Genomic DNA, 20,737 nt, shown 5'->3' with positions numbered 1-20,737 from the left:
TGACCGGAGAAGGATTTCCCGACCCCGAAGACGGGCGCACCATAGTGTTCGCTCCTAGGGGTGTCAAGGATGTGAACACATCTTTTAAGTAGCTGTAATAACTCGATAAAAGCAAAGTCAGGACGCTCTGTCGCAGGCGTTTTGGCCGCATCCTGCGCTAAGGGAAGGGGTCCACGGTGTTTTTGGCATGCCAGCATCGCGGCCGAAACAGCGCGCCGGCCCTTCAGCTCGCCTCGAGAAAGCGCTCGGCAGTGGCGAGATCGACCGACACCAGCTTCGACACGCCGCGCTCCGCCATGGTGACACCGAACAGGCGGTTCATCCGGCTCATGGTGATCGGGTTGTGAGTGATAGTGACGAAGCGGGTCTCGGTGAGGCGGCGCATCTCGTCGAGCAGGTTGCAGAAACGCTCCACATTGGAATCGTCGAGCGGCGCATCCACCTCGTCCAGCACGCAGATCGGCGCCGGATTGGTGAGGAAAACGGCGAAGATCAGCGCCATCGCGGTCAACGCCTGCTCACCGCCGGAGAGCAGGGAGAGCGATTGCGGCTTCTTGCCGGGCGGCTTGGCGATGATGTCGAGGCCGGCCTCCAGCGGGTCGTCCGAATCAGTCAGCACCAGCTGCGCCTCGCCGCCGCCGAACAGCGTGGTGAAGAGCTGGCGGAAATGCCCGTCGACGACGTTGAAGCTGACCTGCAGCCGCTCGCGCGCCTCGCGGTTGAGGCCATAAATGCCTTGGCGCAGGCGCTTGATCGCCTCGGTCAGGTCGTCGCGCTCGCCCGTCAGGCCTTTCTGCTGGGTCTCGATCTCGATCAGTTCGTCTTCGGCGCGCAGATTAACGGCACCGAGGCGTTCGCGGTCGGCCTTCAGCCGGCCGAGCTGCAGGTCGAGTTCGGCCAGAACCGGAAGTTCCGCCTCGGGGGTGAAGCCGGCGATCTCGCGCGCGCTTTCGGGCGGGCCGTCGAGCACGTCGCCGATTTCGCGCGCTAGGTCCTCGCGGCGCTGGCGGGCGGCTTCCACCCGCGCCTCGGCGCGGGCGCTTTCCTCGCGGGCGGCGGCCAGTGCGTCAAGCGTGGCGCGGGCCAGCTTGTCACCCTCCGCCTGCAGTGATTCGGCGCTCGCCAGCCGGTCGGCCGCCTCGCGGCGTGCGGCCTCCGCACGGGCGACCTCGTCGAGCAGCGCCCGCCGCCGGGCGGCGAAGCGCACCGGCGCGTCGTCGAGTTCCTCCCGCTCGCCGGCGGCTTCCGTCAGGCGTGCCTCCAGCGCCGCCACCCGCTCGCCCGTTCCGCCGGCCCGCGCTTCCCAGGAAGCGCGCTCGGCGGCGATGGTGGAGAGTCGCCGGATGCGCTGCTCGCGCTCGCGCACCAGCGCATCGGCCCTTACCCGGGTTTCCGCCAGCACGGCACGGTCCATGGCAACGCGGGCGCGGATTTCCGCCAGCTGCGCCTCGCCCTCGGCCGGTGGGGGCTGGTCGGCAATCGCCTCGCGGGCCTCCTCCAGCGTGATCGCGGCCATCTTGCGATCTTCCTGAAGGCGCACCAGATTGGCACTGAGGGCGGCGAGGCGGGCGGTCTGCTCGGCGGCGGCACGCTCGGCGCGGGCAAGCTCGTCGCGCGCGGTCTCCATGGTGCGCAGGCCGGCGCGACGGGCCTCGCGGGCAGCGTTTTCGCGGGCGCCGGCCGCGCGCAAGGCGGCCTCCGAGGCTTCCAACGCGCGGCGATGGCGGGCCACCTCGGCGCGGGCGCCTTCGAGCTGCGCCTCGACATCGGCCAGCCGGTTGCGCTCGGCGAGGCGCCGGGCTGCGGCGGTCGGCGCATCGGCGGCGGCCACAAGGCCGTCCCAGCGCCACAGATCACCCTCGCGGGAGACGAGCCGCTGCCCGCTCCTGAGCTGTCCGGCGAGGCGTGGGCCGTCCGCGCGCGCCACCACGCCGATCTGATGGAGGCGGCGGGCCAGCACCTTGGGCGCCACGACATGGGCAGCAAGCGGCTCGGCGCCCTCGGGCAGCGGCGCGTCGCCGAGCGGAGCGACCAGCGCCCAGTGGACAGGCGCCGCACTGTCCGAGGGCGCGTCGAGATCGTCGCCGAGCGCCGCGCCAAGGGCGGCCTCGAAGCCGCGCTCCACCTCGATGAAATCCAGCACCGGCGACCAGCGCCGGGGCGTGCCGACATCAAGCAGCTTGGCCAGCGTGCGGGCTTCCGTGTCCAGCCGCTGGGCGGCCCTTTCGGCGTCGGCCAGAGGGCGTCGGGCGTGGTCGAGCGCGGCGCGGGCGCCCGCATGGGCGTTCTCGGCCTCCTGCGCCGCCGCCTCGGCGGTGACGAAGGACTCCTGCGCCAACTCGGCCTTCTCGCGCCGCTCGTCGAGCCGGGCAGCGTCGACATTGGCCTCCAGCTGCCGCTTCTGGCCGGAGAGCTGCTCCGCGTCGCGATCGAGGCGGGACAGGCGCTCGCCCGCCTCGCGCAGCGCCCGCTCCAGTGCCCCGCGCCGGGCGGAAGCCTCGGCATTGGCGGCGGTGGCATCGGCGAAGGCGCGCTCGGATTCGGAAAGCCGGCCAACGGCTTCGCCATTGAGCGCGAGCGCCTCGTCCTCCAGCTGGGCCGCCTGTTCCTGCGCGAAAGCCAGCTCCTCAGCTTCCTGGGCAAGACGCTCCAGCATCTCGCCGGCATCCTTTTCCAGCGCCCGCTCGCGCTCCATGTCGCCGGCAAGCTGGGTGAGGCGCCGGTCGAGTTCCTCGCGGCGGGCACCGGCGCGGGCTTCCTCGCGATCAAGTTCGCCGCGCGCCAATGTCAGGCGCTGCAGCGTGGCGGCGGCGACGGCATCAGCCTCGCGCAATGCCGGGATTCCATGGGCCGCCAAGGCTGCAGCGCGTGCTGCTTCGCCCTGCTGCAGAGTGCGGGCGGCAACCTCGCGGACTGCAAGATCAAGCGCCCGGCTGGCCTCGCCAAGCCCCCCCTCCGCTTCCAGCCAGCGCAGCCAGAGCAGCGCCGCCTCGGCCTTGCGGATATCGGCGGAGAGCACCCGGTAGCGGGACGCCTGCCGCGACTGGCGGCGCAGCGCGTCGAGCTGGCCGGTGATCTGGCCGATAACGTCTTCGAGGCGGGTCAGGTTGGTTTCGGCGGCGCGCAGGCGCATCTCCGCCTCGTGCCGGCGGGCGTGCAGGCCGGCAACGCCGGCGGCTTCTTCCAGCAGGCGGCGCCGCGCGGTCGGCTTGGCGCCGACGATCTCGCCGATCTGCCCCTGCCGGACCATGGAGGGCGAGCGCGAACCGGAGGAGGCGTCGGCGAACAGGATCTGCACATCGCGCGCGCGCGCCTCGCGCCCGTTAATGCGATAGGAGGAACCCGCCTCGCGCTCGATGCGGCGGGAGATTTCCAGCATGTCGGCGTCGTTGAACACGGCCGGGGCCGAGCGGTCGGCATTGTCGACAACCAGCACCACCTCGGCGGTGTTGCGCGAGGGCCGCGTGGTCGAGCCGCCGAAGATGACGTCGTCCATGCCCTCGGCGCGCATGGCCTTGTAGGAGCTTTCGCCCATCACCCAGCGCATGGCCTCGACAAGGTTCGACTTGCCGCAGCCATTGGGCCCCACAATGCCGGTGAGGCCGGGCTCGATCAGCATTTCGGTCGGCTCGACAAAGGTCTTGAAGCCGGTGAGACGCAGGCGGGTGAATTTCATGTCCCTAGGGTGAAGCCCGCCAGCCACAAGTTCAAGTGGCGCGCGGGCCGCGATCCACGACATGTTGCGGTTGGAGGGTTCAATCGCCCTCTCCCGCGTGCGGATCAGGCGGACGGCCAGCCGAGCCAGAGGCGCAGGCGCGCATTGACCGCCAGCGCCGCCAGCGCGAAGCCGCAGCCAAGCGTGATGTCCACCACCCGGTCGGCAGCGGCATAGATCGGCATGGCCGTCAGCGTGCCGACAAGCTGCAGAAGCAGAATGATGAACGCCGCCATCGCCGCCATGCCCAGCGCGCCGTGCAGCTTCTGCCCCGGCCAGCGCACCAGCGCCGCGAGGGTGAGGCCGACCATCAGCCCGGCCGGTGAGGTGACGAGCGCGCCATAGAGAAAGGCCACCCCCGCCCCCAGCACCGTGCCCAGCGCGAGATCGACCATCACCCGGCGGCTGAAATGGGTGTCGTCGCGCAGCACGATCACCACCGCGAACACCGCCCATTGCGGGTGCGGCAGGCCGAGCAGGCGGCCCACCAGGAAAGACGCCGCCACAGCCACCGCGACAATGCCGGCGAAGAGCAGCCGTTCCCCCTGCGTTGCCCGCAGATGCGCGGCGATGGCGCTCAGCGTCGGCGCGGTGGAGGTCCGCCATAGGCCGGTCATCATGTCCCACCCCACCGACATCAGCCAGGCATAGGCGGCAAAGAGGACCACTACCCCGACATCGCCGGGCCGGAAGGGCACGTCCAGCGCGGCGATCGCGGTGGCGAGACAGAAGAAGCGCGCGGCAAAGGCGGCGCTGGGATGAACCGCCTCCACCAGCGCATAGAGCGCGGCGGTGGCCACCAGCGCGGTAGCCGTCAACCAGAGATGGCCCGCCACGGCGGCCCCGAGCAAGGCGCCGGCCAGAACCACCAGGCCGGCCGTGGCAAAGAGCACCGCGCGATGCCGGGCAGAGCCACCCGTGTCGAGCGTGAACCCTAGAATGCAGGTGAGCAGCGCATAGCCGACCCAGTAATTCTGGTGCAGCACCAGCCCGGCAACCATCGGCGCCATCGCCGTGGCGGTGAAGCGCAGCGAGCGGGCGATCAGCCCGTCGCCATGCCAGCGCGGCAGACCCCCGCCGGTGGGACGGGGAAGTCCCGGCCGTTCCGGGTCCATGGACGGATTCATGGGAGGACTCTTGGGCGGTTCCACCGATGAATGACGTTTTGGCGGCATCGCTTTACCCGGTCTTTACCCTGTCCGGCGGAGATTGTGGATACACGAGTTCCGTTGCGTCCGTTACGAGTAGGGTAGAGCGTTCATGAAGGTCGTTCGCAACGGGGAAGCCCCGAGGGCTCCCCGATCCGGCATTGCCCGTTCCGCTGGCCTGCCCTCCAACCTTCCCCTCGACAGCATTGTGCGCGGCGATTGCATCGCTGCCCTGTCGCGGCTTCCCGCTGCCTCGGTCGACCTCGTCTTCGCCGATCCTCCCTATAATCTCCAGCTTCAGGGCGAATTGAAGCGCCCCGACGACAGCCGGGTCGACGCGGTGGACGACGCCTGGGACAAGTTCGACAGTTTCGAGGCCTACGACGCCTTCACCCGCGCCTGGCTGCTGGCGGTGCGAAGGGTGCTCAAGCCCACCGGCACGCTGTGGGTGATCGGCTCCTACCACAACATTTTTCGCGTCGGCGCGCTGTTGCAGGACCTCGATTTTTGGATCCTCAACGACATCGTCTGGCGCAAGACCAACCCGATGCCGAATTTCCGTGGCCGGCGCTTCACCAATGCCCATGAGACGCTGATCTGGGCGGCACGCGAGCCCGAAGCGAAAGGCTACACCTTCAATTACGAGGCGCTGAAAGCGGCCAACGAGGATGTGCAGATGCGCTCCGACTGGCTGTTCCCGATCTGCTCGGGCCATGAGCGGCTGAAGGACGCGGACGGCCACAAGGTGCACCCCACCCAGAAGCCGGAGGCGCTGCTGGCCCGCGTCATCCTCGCAGCCTCAAAGCCCGGCGACGTGATCCTGGACCCCTTCCTCGGCTCGGGCACCACGGCAGCGGTGGCCAAGCGGCTGGGCCGGCATTTCATTGGCATCGAGCGCGACGCCACCTATGCCGACGCCGCACAGGCGCGCATCGACGCGGTGGAGCCGTTGCCCGATCTCGCGCTCATTCCCGCGCCCACCGCCCGCGAGGCGCCGCGCATCGCCTTTAATTCGCTGGTCGAACGCGGCCTGCTCACCCCCGGCACCCAGCTTACCGATGCCAAGGCGAAGGTGCGGGCCATGGTGCGCGCCGATGGCACATTGTCTCTGGAAACCGCCCCAGGCCTCGGCCAGATCGGCTCGATCCACCGCGCCGGCGCCCTCGCCCAGGGCCTGGAGGCGTGCAATGGCTGGACCTACTGGCACATCGCGACGCGCGAGGGGCTCAAGCCGATCGACACGCTGCGCGCCGTGGTGCGCTCGGAAATGGCGATGGCAGCGGAATAGACGGGCCGCGCTGGTCCGCCGGGGTGCCCCGCAATAAAAAAGGCCGCCCGGATGGGCGGCCTCGTTATCTCAGGTGCAAAAAAGTCAGAGATTGCCGGCCTTCTTGACCGCATCCTTGATCTCGCCCTTGGCCTGCTGGGCCTCGCCCTTCAGCTCCTGGGCCTTGCCCTCGGCCTGAAGACGCTCGGAATCGGTCATCTTGCCAATGCCCTGCTTCACGTTGCCGACAGCCTCGTTGCCCATGCCCTTGGCCTTGTCCATCGTGCTACCCATGGTCGTCATCTCCTGTTCCAATCCGCTCTGTTGCGGCTTGCAGGAATAACGAGCGAGGCGGCCGAAGGTTCATTCGGGGTCGATGAAAAACGGCTGGGCGTGGGCCAGTACCTTGCGCATGACACTCGGAAACGCCTCGGCGTCAACGTCGTGCGCTGTAACCCAGCGATGCCCGTCCGGAGCAGGCGCACCGGCCGGCACATCCGCCCTCCACAGCTGTAATTCCAGCGCAAAATGGCTGAACACATGAGTGACGGTGGCGTTGAGCGCCGTCCACGTCGCCTGGAGCGGGGCGTGCGCGCCGGGATGAGCGACGCCGTTCGGCTCCCACGGGGTGGAGGGCACCTCGCTCATGCCCCCGAGCAGCCCCTTTGGCGCACGCGAGCGCACCAGCACAGCGCCATCCGCCCGCACCGCGAGGAAAGCAACACCTTGGCGGGTAGGCCGCGCCACCTTCGCCGCCTTGACCGGGTAGCGCTCGGGCGCGCCCTCGGCCCGGGCGGAGCAAGGGCTTTGCCACGGGCACAGGACGCAAGCGGGCTTGCGCGGCGTGCAGATGGTGGCGCCGAGGTCCATCATTGCCTGGGCGAAATCGCCATAACGCGCCTGCGGCAGCAAGGTGAGCGCCAGCGCCCGCAGCTTCGGCCGTGCCTTCGGCAGCGGATCGGACACGGCGAAGAGCCGCGCCAGCACCCGCTCCCAGTTTCCGTCCACCGGCGCGGCACGGCGCTCGAAAGCGATGGAGGCGATGGCGGCCGCCGTATAGGGGCCGATGCCCGGCAAAGCGAGGAGCGCCGTCTCATCGGCCGGAAACTGCCCGCCATGGCGTTCGGCCACCGCCTTGGCACAGGCGTGAAGATTGCGGGCACGGGCGTAATAGCCGAGCCCCGCCCAAGCGGAAAGCACCTCAGCTAGCGGCGCGCGTGCCAGCGCCTCGACGCTCGGCCAGCGGCGCAGGAACGCTTCGTAATAAGGAGCGACCGTCACCACGGTGGTCTGTTGCAGCATGATTTCCGACAGGAACACCCGGTAGGGGTCCTGCCTCGCGCCCGGCGGGGCGCGCCACGGCAGGCGGCGCTGGTGGCGATCATACCAGGCGAGCAGCACGCCCGGATCGGGCGGCGCAAGCGCGGCTTTGGCGACGGCTGGATTGGTAGCGGCAGGCATGCGATCCTCAGGCACAATTCCCGCACCGTGGCCGCTTCAGCCCCGCCGGGCAAGACGAGAGTGTGATGGCCCCGCGTTCCCGACCCCGCCCGCTTGCCGACCTGATCGACGGCACCATCGCCGAGAGCTGCCGCCAGCGCGGCCTCGCCTCGGTGGAGATCGTCACCCGCTGGGCCGATATTGTCGGCGAGGCGCTCGCGGCGCGGGCGGTCCCGATAAAGCTCGCCTGGCCCTCGCGGCCGGACAGCGGCGAGCCGGGCGTGCTGCATGTGCGGGTCGAAGGCGGCTTCGCCATCGAACTGCAGCACGACGCGCCGATCGTCATCGACCGTGTGAACCGCTATTTTGGCTGGCGCTGCATCGGCCGGCTGGCGCTGAAACAGGGGCCGGTGCCGCGCCCGCGCCCGCGCTTCCGCTTTCTGGAACCCGACCCGGCGGAATTCAGCGCCGCCCAGCAGAGGATCGCCGCCACCGCCGGCGCGTTCGAGGACGATGCGCTGGCCACCGCTTTGGCGCGGCTCGGCGCGTTGGTGACGCGCGAGACGCGCGGCAAGGTCAGCGAAAAGGCACGCAGCCACCGTCCCGGTTTCACGCAGCGGTGAGGGGCGGGGTGGCGCCGCCCCGTTGCCAGAACGGCGTGCGGGTTGTAGGCGCTAGAGACAGACGCAAGACGCGGATAAAACACACAGGCATTCAAGGCGGGCGCGAACGTCCGGCTGGTTCTGGAGACCGACAATGATCGACCGCCGTCGCTTCCTCGAAAGTATAGGCGCCCTCGCCCTCACACTCGCCGCCTTCAAGGCGCTGGGCGGTAGCCTGATTGGCCGCGCGGAAGCGCAGACCGTCGACACCGAGAAGCTGATGGCGCCGGGCGCCCTGCCCGACCAGGTGCTCGGCAAGGCGGATGCCCCGGTCACAATCGTCGAATATGCCTCGCTGACCTGTGGCCACTGCGCGCATTTCCACGAGACCACCTATCCGGTGATGAAGGAAAAATACATCGACACCGGCAAGGTGCGCTTCATCCTGCGCGAGTTCCCGCTCGACATCGTCGCCAAGGCGGCCTTCATGCTGGCGCGCTGCGGCGGCGAGGGAAAATACTACCCGATGACCGACACGCTGTTCGAGACCCAGAAGAACTGGGCGTTCTCGAACAATCCGGCGCAGGCCCTCCTCGCGATTGCCAAGCAGAGTGGCATGACCGAGGAACAGTTCAACACCTGCCTCAACGACACCGCGCTGGCCGGCCAGATCGACGAAGTCGCCAAGCGCGGCGCCACCGATTTCGGCATCGATTCCACCCCCACCTTCTTCATCAACGGCAAGAAGGTGTCCGGCGCCCTGAGCCCGGAACAGCTCGACAAGGAACTGGCGCCGCTGCTCGGCGCCAACTGACGCCCGGCCGTCGGGGCCTAGGTGGCCAACCACGGAAATGACCCTTCGCCCGGCGCGGCCGCGCGCCGGGCATTCAAGGGTTGCCGCGCGCCCGACAGGCACGTCACGCGCGGACGGTATCGCGTACCTGCCAGGCCGTGTTTGGAGGGGTCGGCATCCACTTCGGTGGAGACGCGGCCGGGGACGATCTTCGACAGTTCGGTGCGAAGTTCAGCGCCAGCGGGTCGCAGGTCGCAGGTCGCCGACACTCGGCCGCTTGCAGCCGACCGCCGCAAAATGGGGAACCGCGTGACAGGCGGGGCGGCGTCTGCGCCCTGCCCCCGCCCCGGCACACGCTTCGAGGGTGCGGCTGCGCCGCAGCGCGATCTGTGCGGATTTGAGCAATCCGATCGGTAAGCTGATGATCGACTACAGATAGAGAAACTAACCGATCACCTTGCGATGCGCGCTGTTGGCGCGTGCTCAAGTAGTCCGTTTGGACATTTCATCACACGCATCTTGCCGGGTGGACCGCAGTTCCTATCCAAGCCAACGGCGGTTCCAGGTAGAAAATCCCGGCTTTCGGCCTTCAGCTGCGGCCGGAATGACCGCCTACAAGGGGTTTTTCAAACCGACCCCAAGCCATGGAGCCGGCGGACCTTTGCGCCGGCGGACCTTTGCGCCGGCGGGCCTTCTCGCCGACGTCGCGCCCCTCACCCCGTGCCTCCGGTTGCACGGCTGGCGTCGGGACGGGCGGGTAGCACCCGCCACAACGCCCGTCGCTGGAGTGGACGCCCGGCGCGTGGTCATTCCTGGACCGATATTGCCGCTCTTCCCGACGGCAGCCCCGGCGACAGCAGCGGCAGGCCCCCGCATGGCAAGCGCGGCCCGTGACACAGTCCGGCTCCCGCCGCTTCGTGGCGTCCTTTCCGTTCAAACCCGATAGCCCTCCGCGGGGATCGCCATCACTCCGGCAGGACGATGCGGCCGGCGGCGTCGAAGGGGAAACCGGGATTGTGGGCGATCTCCCAGGGGTGCCCGTCGGGATCGGCGACATAACCGGAATAGCCGCCCCAGAACGTCGGCTGCGCGGGCCGCAGCGCCCGCCCGCCCGCCGCCACCGCGCGGATCAGCGTGGTGTCGACCTCCGACCGGCTTGTCCGGTTGCACGCCAGAGCGATGCCGCCGAACGCCCCGGGGCGGCCCGCCAGCACGCCGGCATCGGCGGCAAGCTCGGTACGCGGATAGAGCGAGAGCACCACGCCGCCGGCATCGAAGAAGGCGGCGCCCGTGGCCTCCTTCACCCGCCGCTCCAGCCCCAGCGCCGCATAGAAGGCCACCGCCCGCGTGAGATCGGCCACGCCAAGCGTCACCAGCGAGAGCCGCAGAGGCGGCATTGCGCGTGCCATCGCCTTCGGTTCGGTCGCCAGAGCACCCGCCGCCACGCCGGCTTCCTGCTCGTCCCGCTCCATATCGCCCTGCCCGCTCATATGGCTTCTCCAAACAACGACAATTGCTCGCCCTTCTGCGGCGGGCGGGTGAAATGGCGGGTGGTCAGGCGGATATGGCGGCGGTTGAGCCCGAGCCGCTCGCTGGCGATCTCGAAGCGCCGCGCCAGCGTCCAGGCATAGGGGCCGGTGCCCGTCATGCGCTGGCCGAAGGTCGAATCATACTCGCGCCCGCCATGCAGTTCCTTCAGCAGCGAAAGCACATGGCGGTAACGGTCGGGAAAATGAGCAAGCAACCATTCGCGAAAGAGGTCGCGAATTTCCAGCGGCACCCGCAGCATGACATAGCCCGCTTCCGACGCGCCCGCAGCCACCGCCGCATCGAGAATGCGCTCCAGTTCCGCGTCGGTGACGGCAGGGATCACCGGCGCCACCAGCACGGCGGTCGGCACGCCCGCCTCGGAAAGCCGGCGCAGCGTGTCCAGACGGAGTTGCGGCGTCGCCGCACGCGGCTCCATGATCCGCGCCAGCTTGGCATCGAGCGTGGTGATGGACAGCGCCACCTTGACCAACCCTTTCTCCGCCATGGGGCCAAGAATATCGAGGTCGCGCACCACCAGCGCCGATTTGGTGACAATGCCGACCGGATGGCCGAAATCGCGCAGCACTTCCAGGATGCGCCGGGTGAGCCGCCATTCGCGCTCGATCGGCTGGTAGCCGTCCGTATTGATGCCAAGCGCGATGGTGCGCGGCTCATAGCCCGGCTTCGACAGTTCCTTGGCGAGAAGCTCCGGCGCGTCCGGCTTGGCGAACAGCTTTGTCTCGAAATCCAGCCCGGCCGAAAGGCCCTGATAGGCGTGGGTGGGCCGCGCGAAACAATAGACACAGCCATGCTCGCAGCCGCGATAGGGGTTGATCGAGCGATCGAAACCGACATCGGGAGATTCATTGCGGTTGATGATGGTTCGCGGCTTCTCCACCGTCACGCTGGTGCGGAAGGGCGGCAGATCGTCCAGCCCCTGCCAGCCATCGTCGAAACGTTCCCGGCTGTGCGGCTCGAAGCGGCCGGCCGCATTGGACAGGGCGCCCCGCCCGCGCCGGCGATTCTCCTCCACCATCCAGTCCGGCATGGGCGGAGGCGCAACCGCGTCGATATCGGACAGGCCGGTGAGGTCACGGGCGACCTCCGCCCGCTCCTGCGCGCGGGCGTCACGGCGCTGCTGCGCCAGCCGTCCCAGATGCCGGGGAGCGGCAGGGGGCAGGAGTGGGCCGGAGGGCTGATCGGAAGCGGTGCGTTGCATGGCAGAATCTCCAGCGCAGACTTTCTCTCTAACGCAGCCTTGAGAACATATCAAGAACATTGACTGAATTGCGACAGCCGGGCTGTACGGGCGCAAAACGGTGCGATAGGCAGGAAAGGCTTTCTCCGTCAGGCCCGGGACGCCTTCCCGGCCTTCTCCAGACCCGGATCATCAAGGGTGGCCACGGCGTGATCTCGGTCGTCATTCCCACAGGTACGGGCGCCAAGCGGCTGATTCCAACCCTCGCCTCGCTGGTGCCGGGCGCCGCCGCCGGGCTGGTGCGCGAAGTGCTGCTGGTCGATTCGGCGATGTCTGGAGACGTCGCCGAAATCGCCGACGCCGCCGGCTGCGAGTATCTGGCCGGACCGGCCGATCACGGGGCGCGGCTGCGCCAGGGGGCTGCGGCGGCGCGGGCTTCCTGGCTGCTTTTCCTGGAACCAACCGGCCTGTTGCAGGAAGGCTGGTCGCGCGAGGTGCGCAATTTCACCGACCAGGTCGAGCGGACCGGCGCCACCGAGCGGCGGGCGGCCACCTTCCGGCTGGCGCTGGACGGGTTCGGCGTCTCGCCGCGGGTGCGGGAAGCCGCCGCCGTGATGCGCCACGCCATCACCGGCCGGCCGCGCCCGGAACAGGGACTGCTGGTCCATCGCCGGCTCTATGACGCGCTGGGAGGCCATACACCGGGGCCGCACGCAGATCGCCGCCTGCTGGCGCGGGTGGGGCGCAAGCGACTGATCTTGCTGCGCTCGCAAATCCTGCTGCCGGATGGAGGCTGACGTCAGCCTACCGGCGCGCGCAGCTTGCCGCGCTTGAGGTGCTCGTCGAGTCGGGGAAGGATCTCGACGAAATTGCAAGGCTTGTGGCGGATGTCGAGCTGGTGGACGAGGATTTCGTCCCACCCGTCGCGACAGGCACCCGGCGAGCCCGGAAGACAGAAGACATAGGTGGAATTGGCGACGCCGGCGGTGGCGCGGCTCTGCAGGGTCGAGGTGCCGATCTTGCCGAAGGACACCATGTGGAACACGGTCGAGAAGCCTTCCATGCGCTTCTCGAACAGCGGTTCCACCGCTTCGGGGGTCACGTCGCGGCCGGTGAAGCCGGTGCCACCTGTCGTGATCACGACATCGACGCCCGCATCAGCGATCCAGCCGGAAACCTGCGCCCGGATCGCCTCGATATCATCGGCCACGATGGCGCGGGCGGCGAGCGCGTGGCCGGCCTGTGCGATGCGCTCGACCAGCGTGTTGCCGGAACGGTCATCGGCCTGTGTTCGTGTGTCCGAAATGGTCAGCACCGCGATGGAAAGCGGCACGAACGGCGTTTCACTTGTGTCCGGCATCATAGGTCGGCCTTTGCGCGGGGCACGTTCAAATGGCGCCCTGGAAGGTGTTGCACTGCTTCAGCGAGCCCTTGTCGAGCCCTTGCTTGAACCACTTTACCCGCTGGGCGGAGGTGCCGTGGGTGAAGCTGTCGGGCACCACATAGCCCTGCTGGCGCTTTTGCAGGCGGTCGTCGCCTATGGCGGCGGCCGCGTTCATTGCCTCCTCGATATCGCCGTCTTCGAGAATACGCCACTGCGCATTGGCGTGGTGCGCCCACACCCCGGCGAGGCAGTCGGCCATCAGTTCGACCCGCACCGAGAGCGCGTTGGCCTCAGTGGGCGAAGCCTGGCGCTGGCGCGTCTGCACTTGTTCGAGCAAGCCGATCTGGTTCTCCACATGGTGGCCGACCTCGTGGGCGATGACATAGGCGGCAGCGAAATCGCCCGGCGCGTTGAAGCGCTTGTTCAGCTCGGTGAAGAAGGCGGTGTCGAGATAGATCTTCTGGTCGCGCGGGCAGTAGAACGGCCCGACTGCGGAATTGGCCGAGCCGCAAGCCGAGCGGGTGGCGCCGGAAAACAGCACCAAGCCCGGCTCGCGATAGGCCGAGCCCTCGCCCTTGAACAGTGGGGTCCACACATCTTCGGTCTGGGCCAGCACGACGGCCGCGAAGTCGCCGAGCTTCTGGTCCTCGGTGCTGAGCGTGCGCGCCGGCGCGTTCTGGCCCTGCGGCGATGTCTGCTGGCTGGTGCTGCTGCCATCGCCCAGCAGTATTTCGGCACCGCCGATGAGCACCGCCGGGTTGATGCCGGTGGCCCAGGCGATGAGGCCGACGATGATCAGCCCGCCAATGCCGAGCCCGCCACGTCCCATACCGCCGCCGCCAAGCCGGCCGCCAAGGCCACCGCCCTGCCCGCGCCGGTCCTCGACATTACGGCTCCGCCGGAAATCTTCCCAACGCATCCCCTACCTCCGCCGCACAGGTCCGCTGCCTTGCGCAGTGTGAAGCACCCGCAGCAAGGCAGCAATGCGCCGGGAGGCATCCGGTTCCGCCGCCCCTACGCCGCGGATCGCGCAGGGGCCTCGATCCACTGGCGGGCGAGCGTCAGGTCGGCTTGCGAGAGGCCATGTCCGGCCGGCAGCACGCGGTGGTCGAGGTCGGCCCCGGCCGCCCGCAACTGCCCGGCGAGACGGGCGGCATTCTCTTCCGGCACGATGGGGTCCAACGCTCCCGAAAGCAGCAGCACGCGGTTGCCTGCAAGATCGGCCGCCGGCGGGTTGGCGAGCGGCACCATGGCCCGCATCAGCACGGCAGCGGCGAGCACGCCCGGTTGCGTCAGCAACAGCGCGGCGGCGATGTTGGCGCCGTTGGAGAACCCCACCGCGATGGGCGCGGCGAGCCCGTAGGCCGCCCGCGCCTGCGCGATGAAGCCGGCGAGTTCGGCGGCACGAGCGCGCAAATCGTCCTCGTCGAACACGCCCTCGCGCAGGCGACGGAAGAAGCGCGGCATCCCGCCTTCCAGCACTTTTCCACGCGGCGACAGCAGCGCGGAGCCCGGCGAGATCATGTCGCCGAGCGGGATCAGGTCGTTCTCGTCGCCGCCGGTGCCGTGGAGCAGCAGCAGAGGGGGAGCATCCTGCCGGGTGGCAGGCTCAAAGCGATGCACGAAGGAAAGCGCGGCGTCGGTCATGACGGCCTCCTGAGAGTTCGGGCCCAAACCAATATTTCCCTCATCCCGGCGTGACTCGGGGATCTAACGTCCCAGCGAGCGCGGGGCGCATTCCCGGGTGGCCGGGTCAAGCCCGGCCATGAGGGGAAGCGACAAGGCGTGGGTGGCGCCGCCCGATTCAAGGGCGGCGCCGTCGGTTCACGCGAGCTCGGGCAGCACGGCCTCTATCTGGCTGCGGCGCTTCTCAAGGAAGTCCGGCAGCTTCAGTGCTTCGCCGAGGGTCGCCGCCGGCTCGTCGGCCGCGAAGCCGGGAATGTCGGTAGCGATCTCGAACAGGACGTGGCCGGGCTCGCGGAAGTAGATGGACCGGAAGTAGTTGCGGTCCTTCTGCTCCGTGGTGGCGATGCCGTGGTTCTCCGCCAGTTTCTTCACCATGGCGAACTCGGCCGCGTCATCGGCGGCGCGGAAGGCGATGTGGTGCACCGAACCGCCGCCCATGCGGGCGGGCAGGAAGCCGCCGGCCTCATGGATGTCCACGATTCCTCCGACCTCCGTACCCTCCGCCTTGAAGCGTACCAGCGAGCCTTCGCGGCCAATCTCGGAGAAGCCGAACACATCGGTCAGGATGGCGCCGGTGGGCGCCGCCTCGGCCAGCAGCAGGTTCACGCTGTGAAAGCCGCGAATGGCGTTCTCAGCGGGAACGTCGGTGCCGAGCCAGGCCGTCTCGTTCTCGGCGCCGGGCACACCGACCAGCGCGAGGCGCATGCCGTGCGGGTCCTTGAAGGCCAGCACGCTCTCGCCGAAGCGCTTCACCGGCGCGCTGTGCGCCACGCCCTTCTCGACAAAGCGCTGTGTCCAGTAACCGATGGAACCTTCCGGCACGCGGAACGCGGTCTCTTGCGCCTCGCCGATACCGAGCCGGCCGGGCGCGACATGGTCCCACGGAAAGAAGGTGAGGATGGTGCCGGGCGCGCCGACCTCGTCGCCGTAATAGAGGTGGTAGGTGCCGGGATCGTCAAAGTTCACGGTCTTCTTCACCAGCCGCAGGCCGAGCGTACGGGTGTAGAACTCGACATTGCGGCGCGCATTGCCGGCGATCGCCGTCACATGATGGATGCCATTGCGGTTCATGATCTTGCCCTCTTGTGAGCGCAACCGGCGCTCTCCTTGCGACAAGAGATAACCCGGCAACGACGCAATGCCAGCCCTTATCAATTGCGTTGACGCAATCTCATCTGTGCTGCTATCGTCAATCGCGCGGACAAGCTGGCCGACAGGGAAAAATCCCGCATCGGCGCAGCGATTTAAGCCGACACCCCAGTGAGGAACGCATGGCCGAGCCGTTCAAGAACCTTGGCTGGGACGACTTCCGGCTGATCAAGGCGGTGGCCGATGCGCGCGGCCTGCCGGCGGCCGCCATGGCGATGAACGTCAACCATTCCACGGTGTTCCGCCGGCTCAAGCAGATCGAGGACCAACTCGGCACGCTGCTGTTCGAGCGCCACCGCACCGGCTACGCGCTCACCCCGGCCGGCGAGGAAATGGTGGCGCTGGCCAACCGGCTGGACGAGGAGATCACCGCCGTCGGCCGCAAGCTGGCCGGCCGCGAGCCGGCGCCTTCGGGCGAATTGCGCGTGACGACGCCGGATTCGCTGCTCATCCACCTGCTGATGCCGATGCTCGCTACCTTCCGCGAGCGCTACCCGGAGGTGCGGCTCGACATCGTGCTGAGCAACCAGCCGCTGAACCTGTCCAAGCGCGACGCCGACGTCGCCATCCGTGCCACCGACAATCCTCCCGAGAATCTCGTCGGCCGGCGTGTCGCGCGCATCGCCTGGGCGCTGTATGGCCGTGCCCTCGATTTCCCCGAGCCGCGCGCGGTGACGCCGGAGCACTTGGAGACCAGCAACTGGGTGTCGCTGGGCGACAGTCTCGGCTCCCTGAAGACGGTCAAGTTCGTTCAGGAAAACGTCGCCGCCGACAAGGTCGCCTACAAGATCAACAGCGTGCTCGGCATCGCCGAGGCGGTGGAGGCCGGCATCGGCATCGGCCACCTGCCGTGCCTGATCGGCGATGCCCGGCCCTCGCTGGTGCGGCTGGGGCCGCCGAACAATGATTACGCGGCCGATCTGTGGCTGCTGACCCATCCGGACCTGCGCCACTCGCCGCGCGTGCGGGCCTTCCTCGACTTTCTCGCCGGCGAGATCGCCCGGCACCGGCGCTTCATCGAAGGGCAGATCGAACTCCCGGGGGAGAGCGGGCCGGACAAAGCCGCGCTGGAACCGCTTGCGCCAGCGGCCGACGCTACGGCTTGAGGCGCGCCAGCAGCCGGTCGCGCAGCCGGCTGAGATCGCTGGTCAGTTGGCGCAGTTCCTGCGAATCATGGTCGAGGCACACGCCCATTTCGGCGGGAACCCGCTCGGCCTCGCAGCGCAGCGCCCGGCCCTTGTCGGTGAGATAGACCCGCACCTGCCGCTCATCGGCCGCGTCGCGCACCCGGCGCACCAGCCCGGCGCTCTCCAGCCGCTTGAGCAGAGGGGTCAGCGTGTTGGTCTCCAGCAATACCCGCTCGCCGATCTGGCCAACGGTCAACCCTTCCTCGGACCACAGCGTCACCATGGCGATATATTGCGGATAGGTCAGCCCCAGCCGGTCCAGCATCGGCTTGTAGACGCGGTTGAAGGCGTGATTGGCCGAATAGACCGCGAAGCAGAGAAAGTCCTTGAGCTTGAGCGTGTTATCGGTGTTGGACATATCGGAACCATGCGTGCCTCAAGATTGGCACCGTGCGCCAGGCCAGCGCCGGCGACAAGCGGGTTTTTGCGTAACGCCGGCTCGATTTCCGGGCCGGCCGTGGAACCCGGTTTGAAGATGGCGCCAGCGTCCTCTATAGCAGGCGCAGACGTGATGCGGGCGATGAGGTGCTTATGTCGGGTGGAGCTGCGACGACCAGGCCGGACGGCCTGAGCGAGGCGCCCTCGCTCGCCGATCTGAGCCCGACCGGCCGGCGCTCGGCACGGCTGCGGCTGCGCGCGGCCTGGATGTACTATGTCGAGGGCATGACGCAGAGCGCCATCGCCGAGGCGCTGGACATCGGCCGCGTCACCGTGGTGCGCCTGCTCGCCGATGCCCGCCAGCTTAACGAGGTGAAAATCTCGCTCAGCCGCGAGATCGCCGAACTGCCACGGCTGGAAATGGGCCTGCAGAAGGCGTTCGGGCTGCGCGAGGCGGTGGTGGCCCCGGTCTCCGGCCCCTTCGCCGATGCCACCAGCGCCATAGGGGCGGCCACCGGGCTGTTCATCTCCGACCTCATCCGCTCCGACATGAAGATCGGCTTCGGCTGGGGCCGCACGCTGATGCGCGCGCTCGGCTTCATCGACGAGAAGGCGGTCACCAACCTCTCCGTCATCTCGTTGCTGGGCGGCATCACCAAGGCCAAGCAGTACAACCCTTCCGAATTCGCCTGGCAGCTTTCGCGGCTGTTCCAGGCCGATTGCCATCTGATCGCCGCCCCCGCCATCGTCGACAGCGTCGAGACCAAGCAGGCGCTGATCGAGCGCTGCGGCCTCGGCACGGTCTACGCCCTCGCCCGTGAGATGGACGCGGTGGTGTTGAGCGTCGGCGAGATGGAATCGGAAAGCACCTCGCTGCGCTTCGGCTTCTTCTCCGATGCCGACTGGGCCTCGCTGATCGCCGCCGGCGCGGTGGGCGACGTGGTCTATAATTTCATCGACATCGAGGGCCGGCCGGTCGACCACCCGATCAACACCCGCGTCATGTCGATCCCGATCGAGACGTTGCAGGCCACCCCGGAGCGCATTCTCACCTCCGGTGGGCCGGGCAAGGCCAGGGCTGCGCTTGCCGCGCTGCGCATGCTGCGCCCCACCGTTTTCATCACCGACGAGATCACCGCCGCAGCGGTACTGGAAGAGGCCGGCGCCACTTACTGAACGCGGAAGCGCGGGATGCCGGCGCGCGCGCCCTTTGCCTCGGAACAAATGTCGAGTACCGAAGAACAATGACGCATGCGCCGAAAGGCGTAGGCGCGCCTCAGGGAAGGGTTGGGCGTATGCTCGGTGCAACTATGCTCGGTGCAAGCGGGATCGTGCGGACAGGGATCGCCGCCGAACTGGAACAGTGGACCGCCAAGCACGGGCCGGTAACGATCGGCCTCGCCGGCGCCGGCCAGATGGGCACCGACCTCATTGTGCAGGCCGCCCTCATGCCGGGGGTCCGCATTGGCGCGGTGGTCGAGCTGAACGCGCAGGTCGCCATCGACGCCGCGCTGATGGCCGGCCACCGGCGCGAGGACATCGTCAGCGCCTCGTCGCCTGCCTCCATCGACCGCGCCATCGAGGCCGGCCACTTCGCTATCACCGACGACTACCGCGCCATGTGCGCCTCCGGCCATGTCGACGTGGTGATCGACGCCACCGGCAGTCCCAATATCGGCACGCTGGTCTCGCTGGAGGCGATCCGCAACGGCAAGCACGTGGTGCTGCTGAGCGTGGAAGCCGACATCACAATCGGCCGCTACCTCAAGCAGGAAGCTCGGGCGGCGGGGGTCGTGCTCACCGGGGCGGCAGGTGACGAGCCGGCGGCCACCATCGAGCTGATCGGCTTCGCGCAGGCTCTCGGTTTCGAGATCGTCTGCGCCGGCAAGGCCAAGAACAACGCTTTCAAGCCCGACGCCATCCCCGACGAGTTCGAGGCGGAGGCGAAGGCGCGCAACATGAATCCGCGCATGCTGGTCGAGTTCGTCGATGGCTCCAAGACCATGGTGGAGATGACCGCGCTCGCCAATGCCACCGGGCTGGTGCCCGACGTGCCGGGCATGCACGGCCCGGCGGCGGACCGCGACGTGCTGGCGCAGGTGCTGTGCACCAAGGAGGATGGCGGCATCCTCTCGCGCTCCGGCGTGGTGGACTTCACCCTCGGCAAGGGCGTGGCGCCCGGCGTGTTCTGCATCGTCAAGCCGCGCCATGACCGGGTGACCGAGCGCATGGCCGACCTCAAGGTCGGGCCCGGCCCCTGCTTCGCGCTGATACGCCCGTTTCACCTCACCAGCCTGGAAGTGCCGCTCTCGGCGGTGCGCGCGGTGATGCACGGCACCCGCGACATGGAGGTGCTCGACCATCCCGTGGCCGAGTGCACGGCGGTGGCCAAGCGCGACCTCGTGCCCGGCGCGCTGCTCGGCCGGATCGGCGAATATGATTATCGCGGTTACACGATGAGCTGGCGCGACGCCCGTGACAGCTTCGCCCTGCCGCTGGGCCTTGCCGAACGCGCCCGGGTGCTGAAGCCGGTCAAGGCCGGCGAGCGGCTGACCTATGACAATTGCCTGCCCGACGAGCAGCTCATCGTCACCCAGATCCGCCGTCGCCTGGACCAGGCCGACGCGCAGTTCCTGGCAGCTTAGGCGGACCGGCCGGCGAAGACGTCATCCCGGACGGTCAGCAGGACCGCGCCGGAACCGCCGCTGCGCGCGTCGAGGCCGGCTGGCGGCCGGCACGTCGGCGTGAGGAGGCTATGCGGGCAGGTGGCCCGGCGCGCCGTTTCTCGCGGCGCAGGACGGCGGGCGCATCGCCCGGGCCGCCGCCCGGCACACCGTCAGGACCGGGCCTGCCCCGGCCACCCACGTCGTTCCCCGTCATGACGCAACCATAAGGCGTGAGGTAGGTCGCAGATGCCCGGCGCAGGGCCGGGCATGACGGCAGCTCAGGAGGTGGACCGGCTGGTCTCAGGCGCTGCCGGGAGGAGAGTTGGCGAGGGTGGTGAAGCGGGCGTCGACGAGCCGCGCCTCGGCCTCGGCTAGCGCCTCGGCGAGCTGGCGCACCTGGGTGGGGTCGAGCACCAGTTGGAGGGCCGGCACCGGCTCGCCGGGCTTGGGCTGCTGGGCGCCGATCTCCAGGCGCAGGCCCACCTTTTCGGTCCCGAACAAAGCGGTGGTGAAGGCGAGCATCGGCCACACCTTCAGATGCCCCTTGTCGTCCTTCTCCCAGTCGTCAAAGCGCTCGGCCATGGGTATCTCCTT

Annotated in this window: 19 protein-coding genes; 7 read left to right on the top strand and 12 right to left on the bottom strand. The window is 68.5% G+C overall.

What is annotated here, in order from left to right:
* Nucleotides 1-223: 223 nt before the first annotated feature.
* A complete protein-coding gene (gene smc, locus EV667_RS02735) occupies nt 224-3,676 on the bottom strand; it encodes a chromosome segregation protein SMC (RefSeq protein ID WP_131833788.1) in 3,453 nt (1,150 codons plus the stop codon).
* Between the two features lie 104 nt (nt 3,677-3,780).
* Entirely contained in the window at nt 3,781-4,842 is a 1,062-nt protein-coding gene (locus tag EV667_RS02730) for an FUSC family protein (RefSeq protein WP_245515943.1), read from the bottom strand.
* A gap of 133 nt (nt 4,843-4,975) precedes the next feature.
* On the opposite strand from EV667_RS02730, the gene EV667_RS02725 reads away from it, so the two are divergent.
* Complete coding sequence (locus EV667_RS02725) at nt 4,976-6,151, top strand: site-specific DNA-methyltransferase (protein WP_131833787.1); 1,176 nt, start codon at nt 4,976-4,978, stop codon at nt 6,149-6,151.
* A gap of 84 nt (nt 6,152-6,235) precedes the next feature.
* Here EV667_RS02725 and EV667_RS02720 read toward each other — a convergent pair whose 3' ends face one another.
* Together EV667_RS02720 and mutY are read right to left on the bottom strand one after the other, a co-directional pair.
* Entirely contained in the window at nt 6,236-6,424 is a 189-nt protein-coding gene (locus EV667_RS02720; protein WP_131833786.1) for a CsbD family protein, read from the bottom strand.
* Nucleotides 6,425-6,493: 69 nt separating this feature from the next.
* On the bottom strand, nt 6,494-7,591 hold the full coding sequence (gene mutY / locus EV667_RS02715) for an A/G-specific adenine glycosylase (RefSeq protein WP_131833785.1): 1,098 nt from the start codon (nt 7,589-7,591) through the stop codon (nt 6,494-6,496).
* Nucleotides 7,592-7,656: 65 nt separating this feature from the next.
* On the opposite strand from mutY, the gene EV667_RS02710 reads away from it, so the two are divergent.
* Both EV667_RS02710 and EV667_RS02705 read left to right on the top strand, forming a co-directional pair.
* Complete coding sequence (locus EV667_RS02710; RefSeq protein WP_131833784.1) at nt 7,657-8,193, top strand: DUF721 domain-containing protein; 537 nt, start codon at nt 7,657-7,659, stop codon at nt 8,191-8,193.
* A gap of 133 nt (nt 8,194-8,326) precedes the next feature.
* Nucleotides 8,327-8,986, top strand: coding sequence for a DsbA family protein (locus tag EV667_RS02705; protein ID WP_131833783.1), 660 nt, complete (start codon nt 8,327-8,329; stop codon nt 8,984-8,986).
* Nucleotides 8,987-9,930: 944 nt separating this feature from the next.
* Here EV667_RS02705 and EV667_RS02700 read toward each other — a convergent pair.
* Nucleotides 9,931-10,362 (bottom strand): VOC family protein, encoded by a 432-nt coding sequence (locus EV667_RS02700; RefSeq protein ID WP_131834983.1) that lies wholly within the window; start codon nt 10,360-10,362, stop codon nt 9,931-9,933.
* Nucleotides 10,363-10,451: 89 nt separating this feature from the next.
* Entirely contained in the window at nt 10,452-11,543 is a 1,092-nt protein-coding gene (locus EV667_RS02695) for a PA0069 family radical SAM protein (RefSeq protein WP_207907703.1), read from the bottom strand.
* A 359-nt stretch (nt 11,544-11,902) separates the two neighbouring features.
* Between EV667_RS02695 and EV667_RS02690 the strand changes: the two genes are divergently transcribed.
* Complete coding sequence (locus EV667_RS02690; RefSeq protein ID WP_131833782.1) at nt 11,903-12,490, top strand: glycosyltransferase family protein; 588 nt, start codon at nt 11,903-11,905, stop codon at nt 12,488-12,490.
* Nucleotides 12,491-12,492: 2 nt separating this feature from the next.
* On the opposite strand, the gene moaB is transcribed toward EV667_RS02690, so the two are convergent.
* The 4 genes from moaB to EV667_RS02670 all read right to left on the bottom strand — a co-directional run bounded on the left by moaB (nt 12,493) and on the right by EV667_RS02670 (nt 15,834).
* Nucleotides 12,493-13,056: a molybdenum cofactor biosynthesis protein B gene (moaB, locus tag EV667_RS02685; protein ID WP_131833781.1), complete on the bottom strand. Its 564-nt coding sequence runs from the start codon at nt 13,054-13,056 to the stop codon at nt 12,493-12,495.
* Nucleotides 13,057-13,081: 25 nt separating this feature from the next.
* A complete protein-coding gene (gene ypfJ / locus EV667_RS02680) occupies nt 13,082-13,996 on the bottom strand; it encodes a KPN_02809 family neutral zinc metallopeptidase (protein ID WP_131833780.1) in 915 nt (304 codons plus the stop codon).
* A gap of 95 nt (nt 13,997-14,091) precedes the next feature.
* The gene (locus EV667_RS02675) at nt 14,092-14,724 is read right to left on the bottom strand and encodes an alpha/beta hydrolase (RefSeq protein WP_131833779.1); all 633 of its coding nucleotides are present in this window, start codon (nt 14,722-14,724) and stop codon (nt 14,092-14,094) included.
* Between the two features lie 177 nt (nt 14,725-14,901).
* Nucleotides 14,902-15,834 (bottom strand): ring-cleaving dioxygenase, encoded by a 933-nt coding sequence (locus tag EV667_RS02670; RefSeq protein ID WP_131833778.1) that lies wholly within the window; start codon nt 15,832-15,834, stop codon nt 14,902-14,904.
* A gap of 200 nt (nt 15,835-16,034) precedes the next feature.
* Between EV667_RS02670 and EV667_RS02665 the strand changes: the two genes are divergently transcribed.
* A complete protein-coding gene (locus EV667_RS02665; RefSeq protein ID WP_131833777.1) occupies nt 16,035-17,018 on the top strand; it encodes a LysR family transcriptional regulator in 984 nt (327 codons plus the stop codon).
* On the opposite strand, the gene EV667_RS02660 is transcribed toward EV667_RS02665, so the two are convergent.
* On the bottom strand, nt 17,008-17,457 hold the full coding sequence (locus EV667_RS02660) for a MarR family winged helix-turn-helix transcriptional regulator (protein ID WP_131833776.1): 450 nt from the start codon (nt 17,455-17,457) through the stop codon (nt 17,008-17,010). The genes EV667_RS02665 and EV667_RS02660 overlap by 11 nt on opposite strands.
* Nucleotides 17,458-17,630: 173 nt before the next feature.
* Between EV667_RS02660 and EV667_RS02655 the strand changes: the two genes are divergently transcribed.
* Nucleotides 17,631-18,653, top strand: coding sequence for a sugar-binding transcriptional regulator (locus tag EV667_RS02655; RefSeq protein WP_131833775.1), 1,023 nt, complete (start codon nt 17,631-17,633; stop codon nt 18,651-18,653).
* A 134-nt stretch (nt 18,654-18,787) separates the two neighbouring features.
* Nucleotides 18,788-20,122: an NAD(P)H-dependent oxidoreductase gene (locus EV667_RS02650; protein WP_131834981.1), complete on the top strand. Its 1,335-nt coding sequence runs from the start codon at nt 18,788-18,790 to the stop codon at nt 20,120-20,122.
* A gap of 321 nt (nt 20,123-20,443) precedes the next feature.
* Here the strand turns inward: EV667_RS02650 and EV667_RS02645 are convergent, their stop codons facing one another.
* Nucleotides 20,444-20,725: a hypothetical protein gene (locus tag EV667_RS02645; protein WP_131833774.1), complete on the bottom strand. Its 282-nt coding sequence runs from the start codon at nt 20,723-20,725 to the stop codon at nt 20,444-20,446.
* Nucleotides 20,726-20,737: the final 12 nt, after the last annotated feature.

This window comes from Ancylobacter aquaticus, assembly GCF_004339465.1.
Classification (GTDB): Bacteria; Pseudomonadota; Alphaproteobacteria; order Rhizobiales; family Xanthobacteraceae; genus Ancylobacter; species Ancylobacter aquaticus.
The sequence above is the reverse complement of the archived record's forward strand: the minus strand, read 5'-3'. Positions and strand labels throughout refer to the sequence as shown.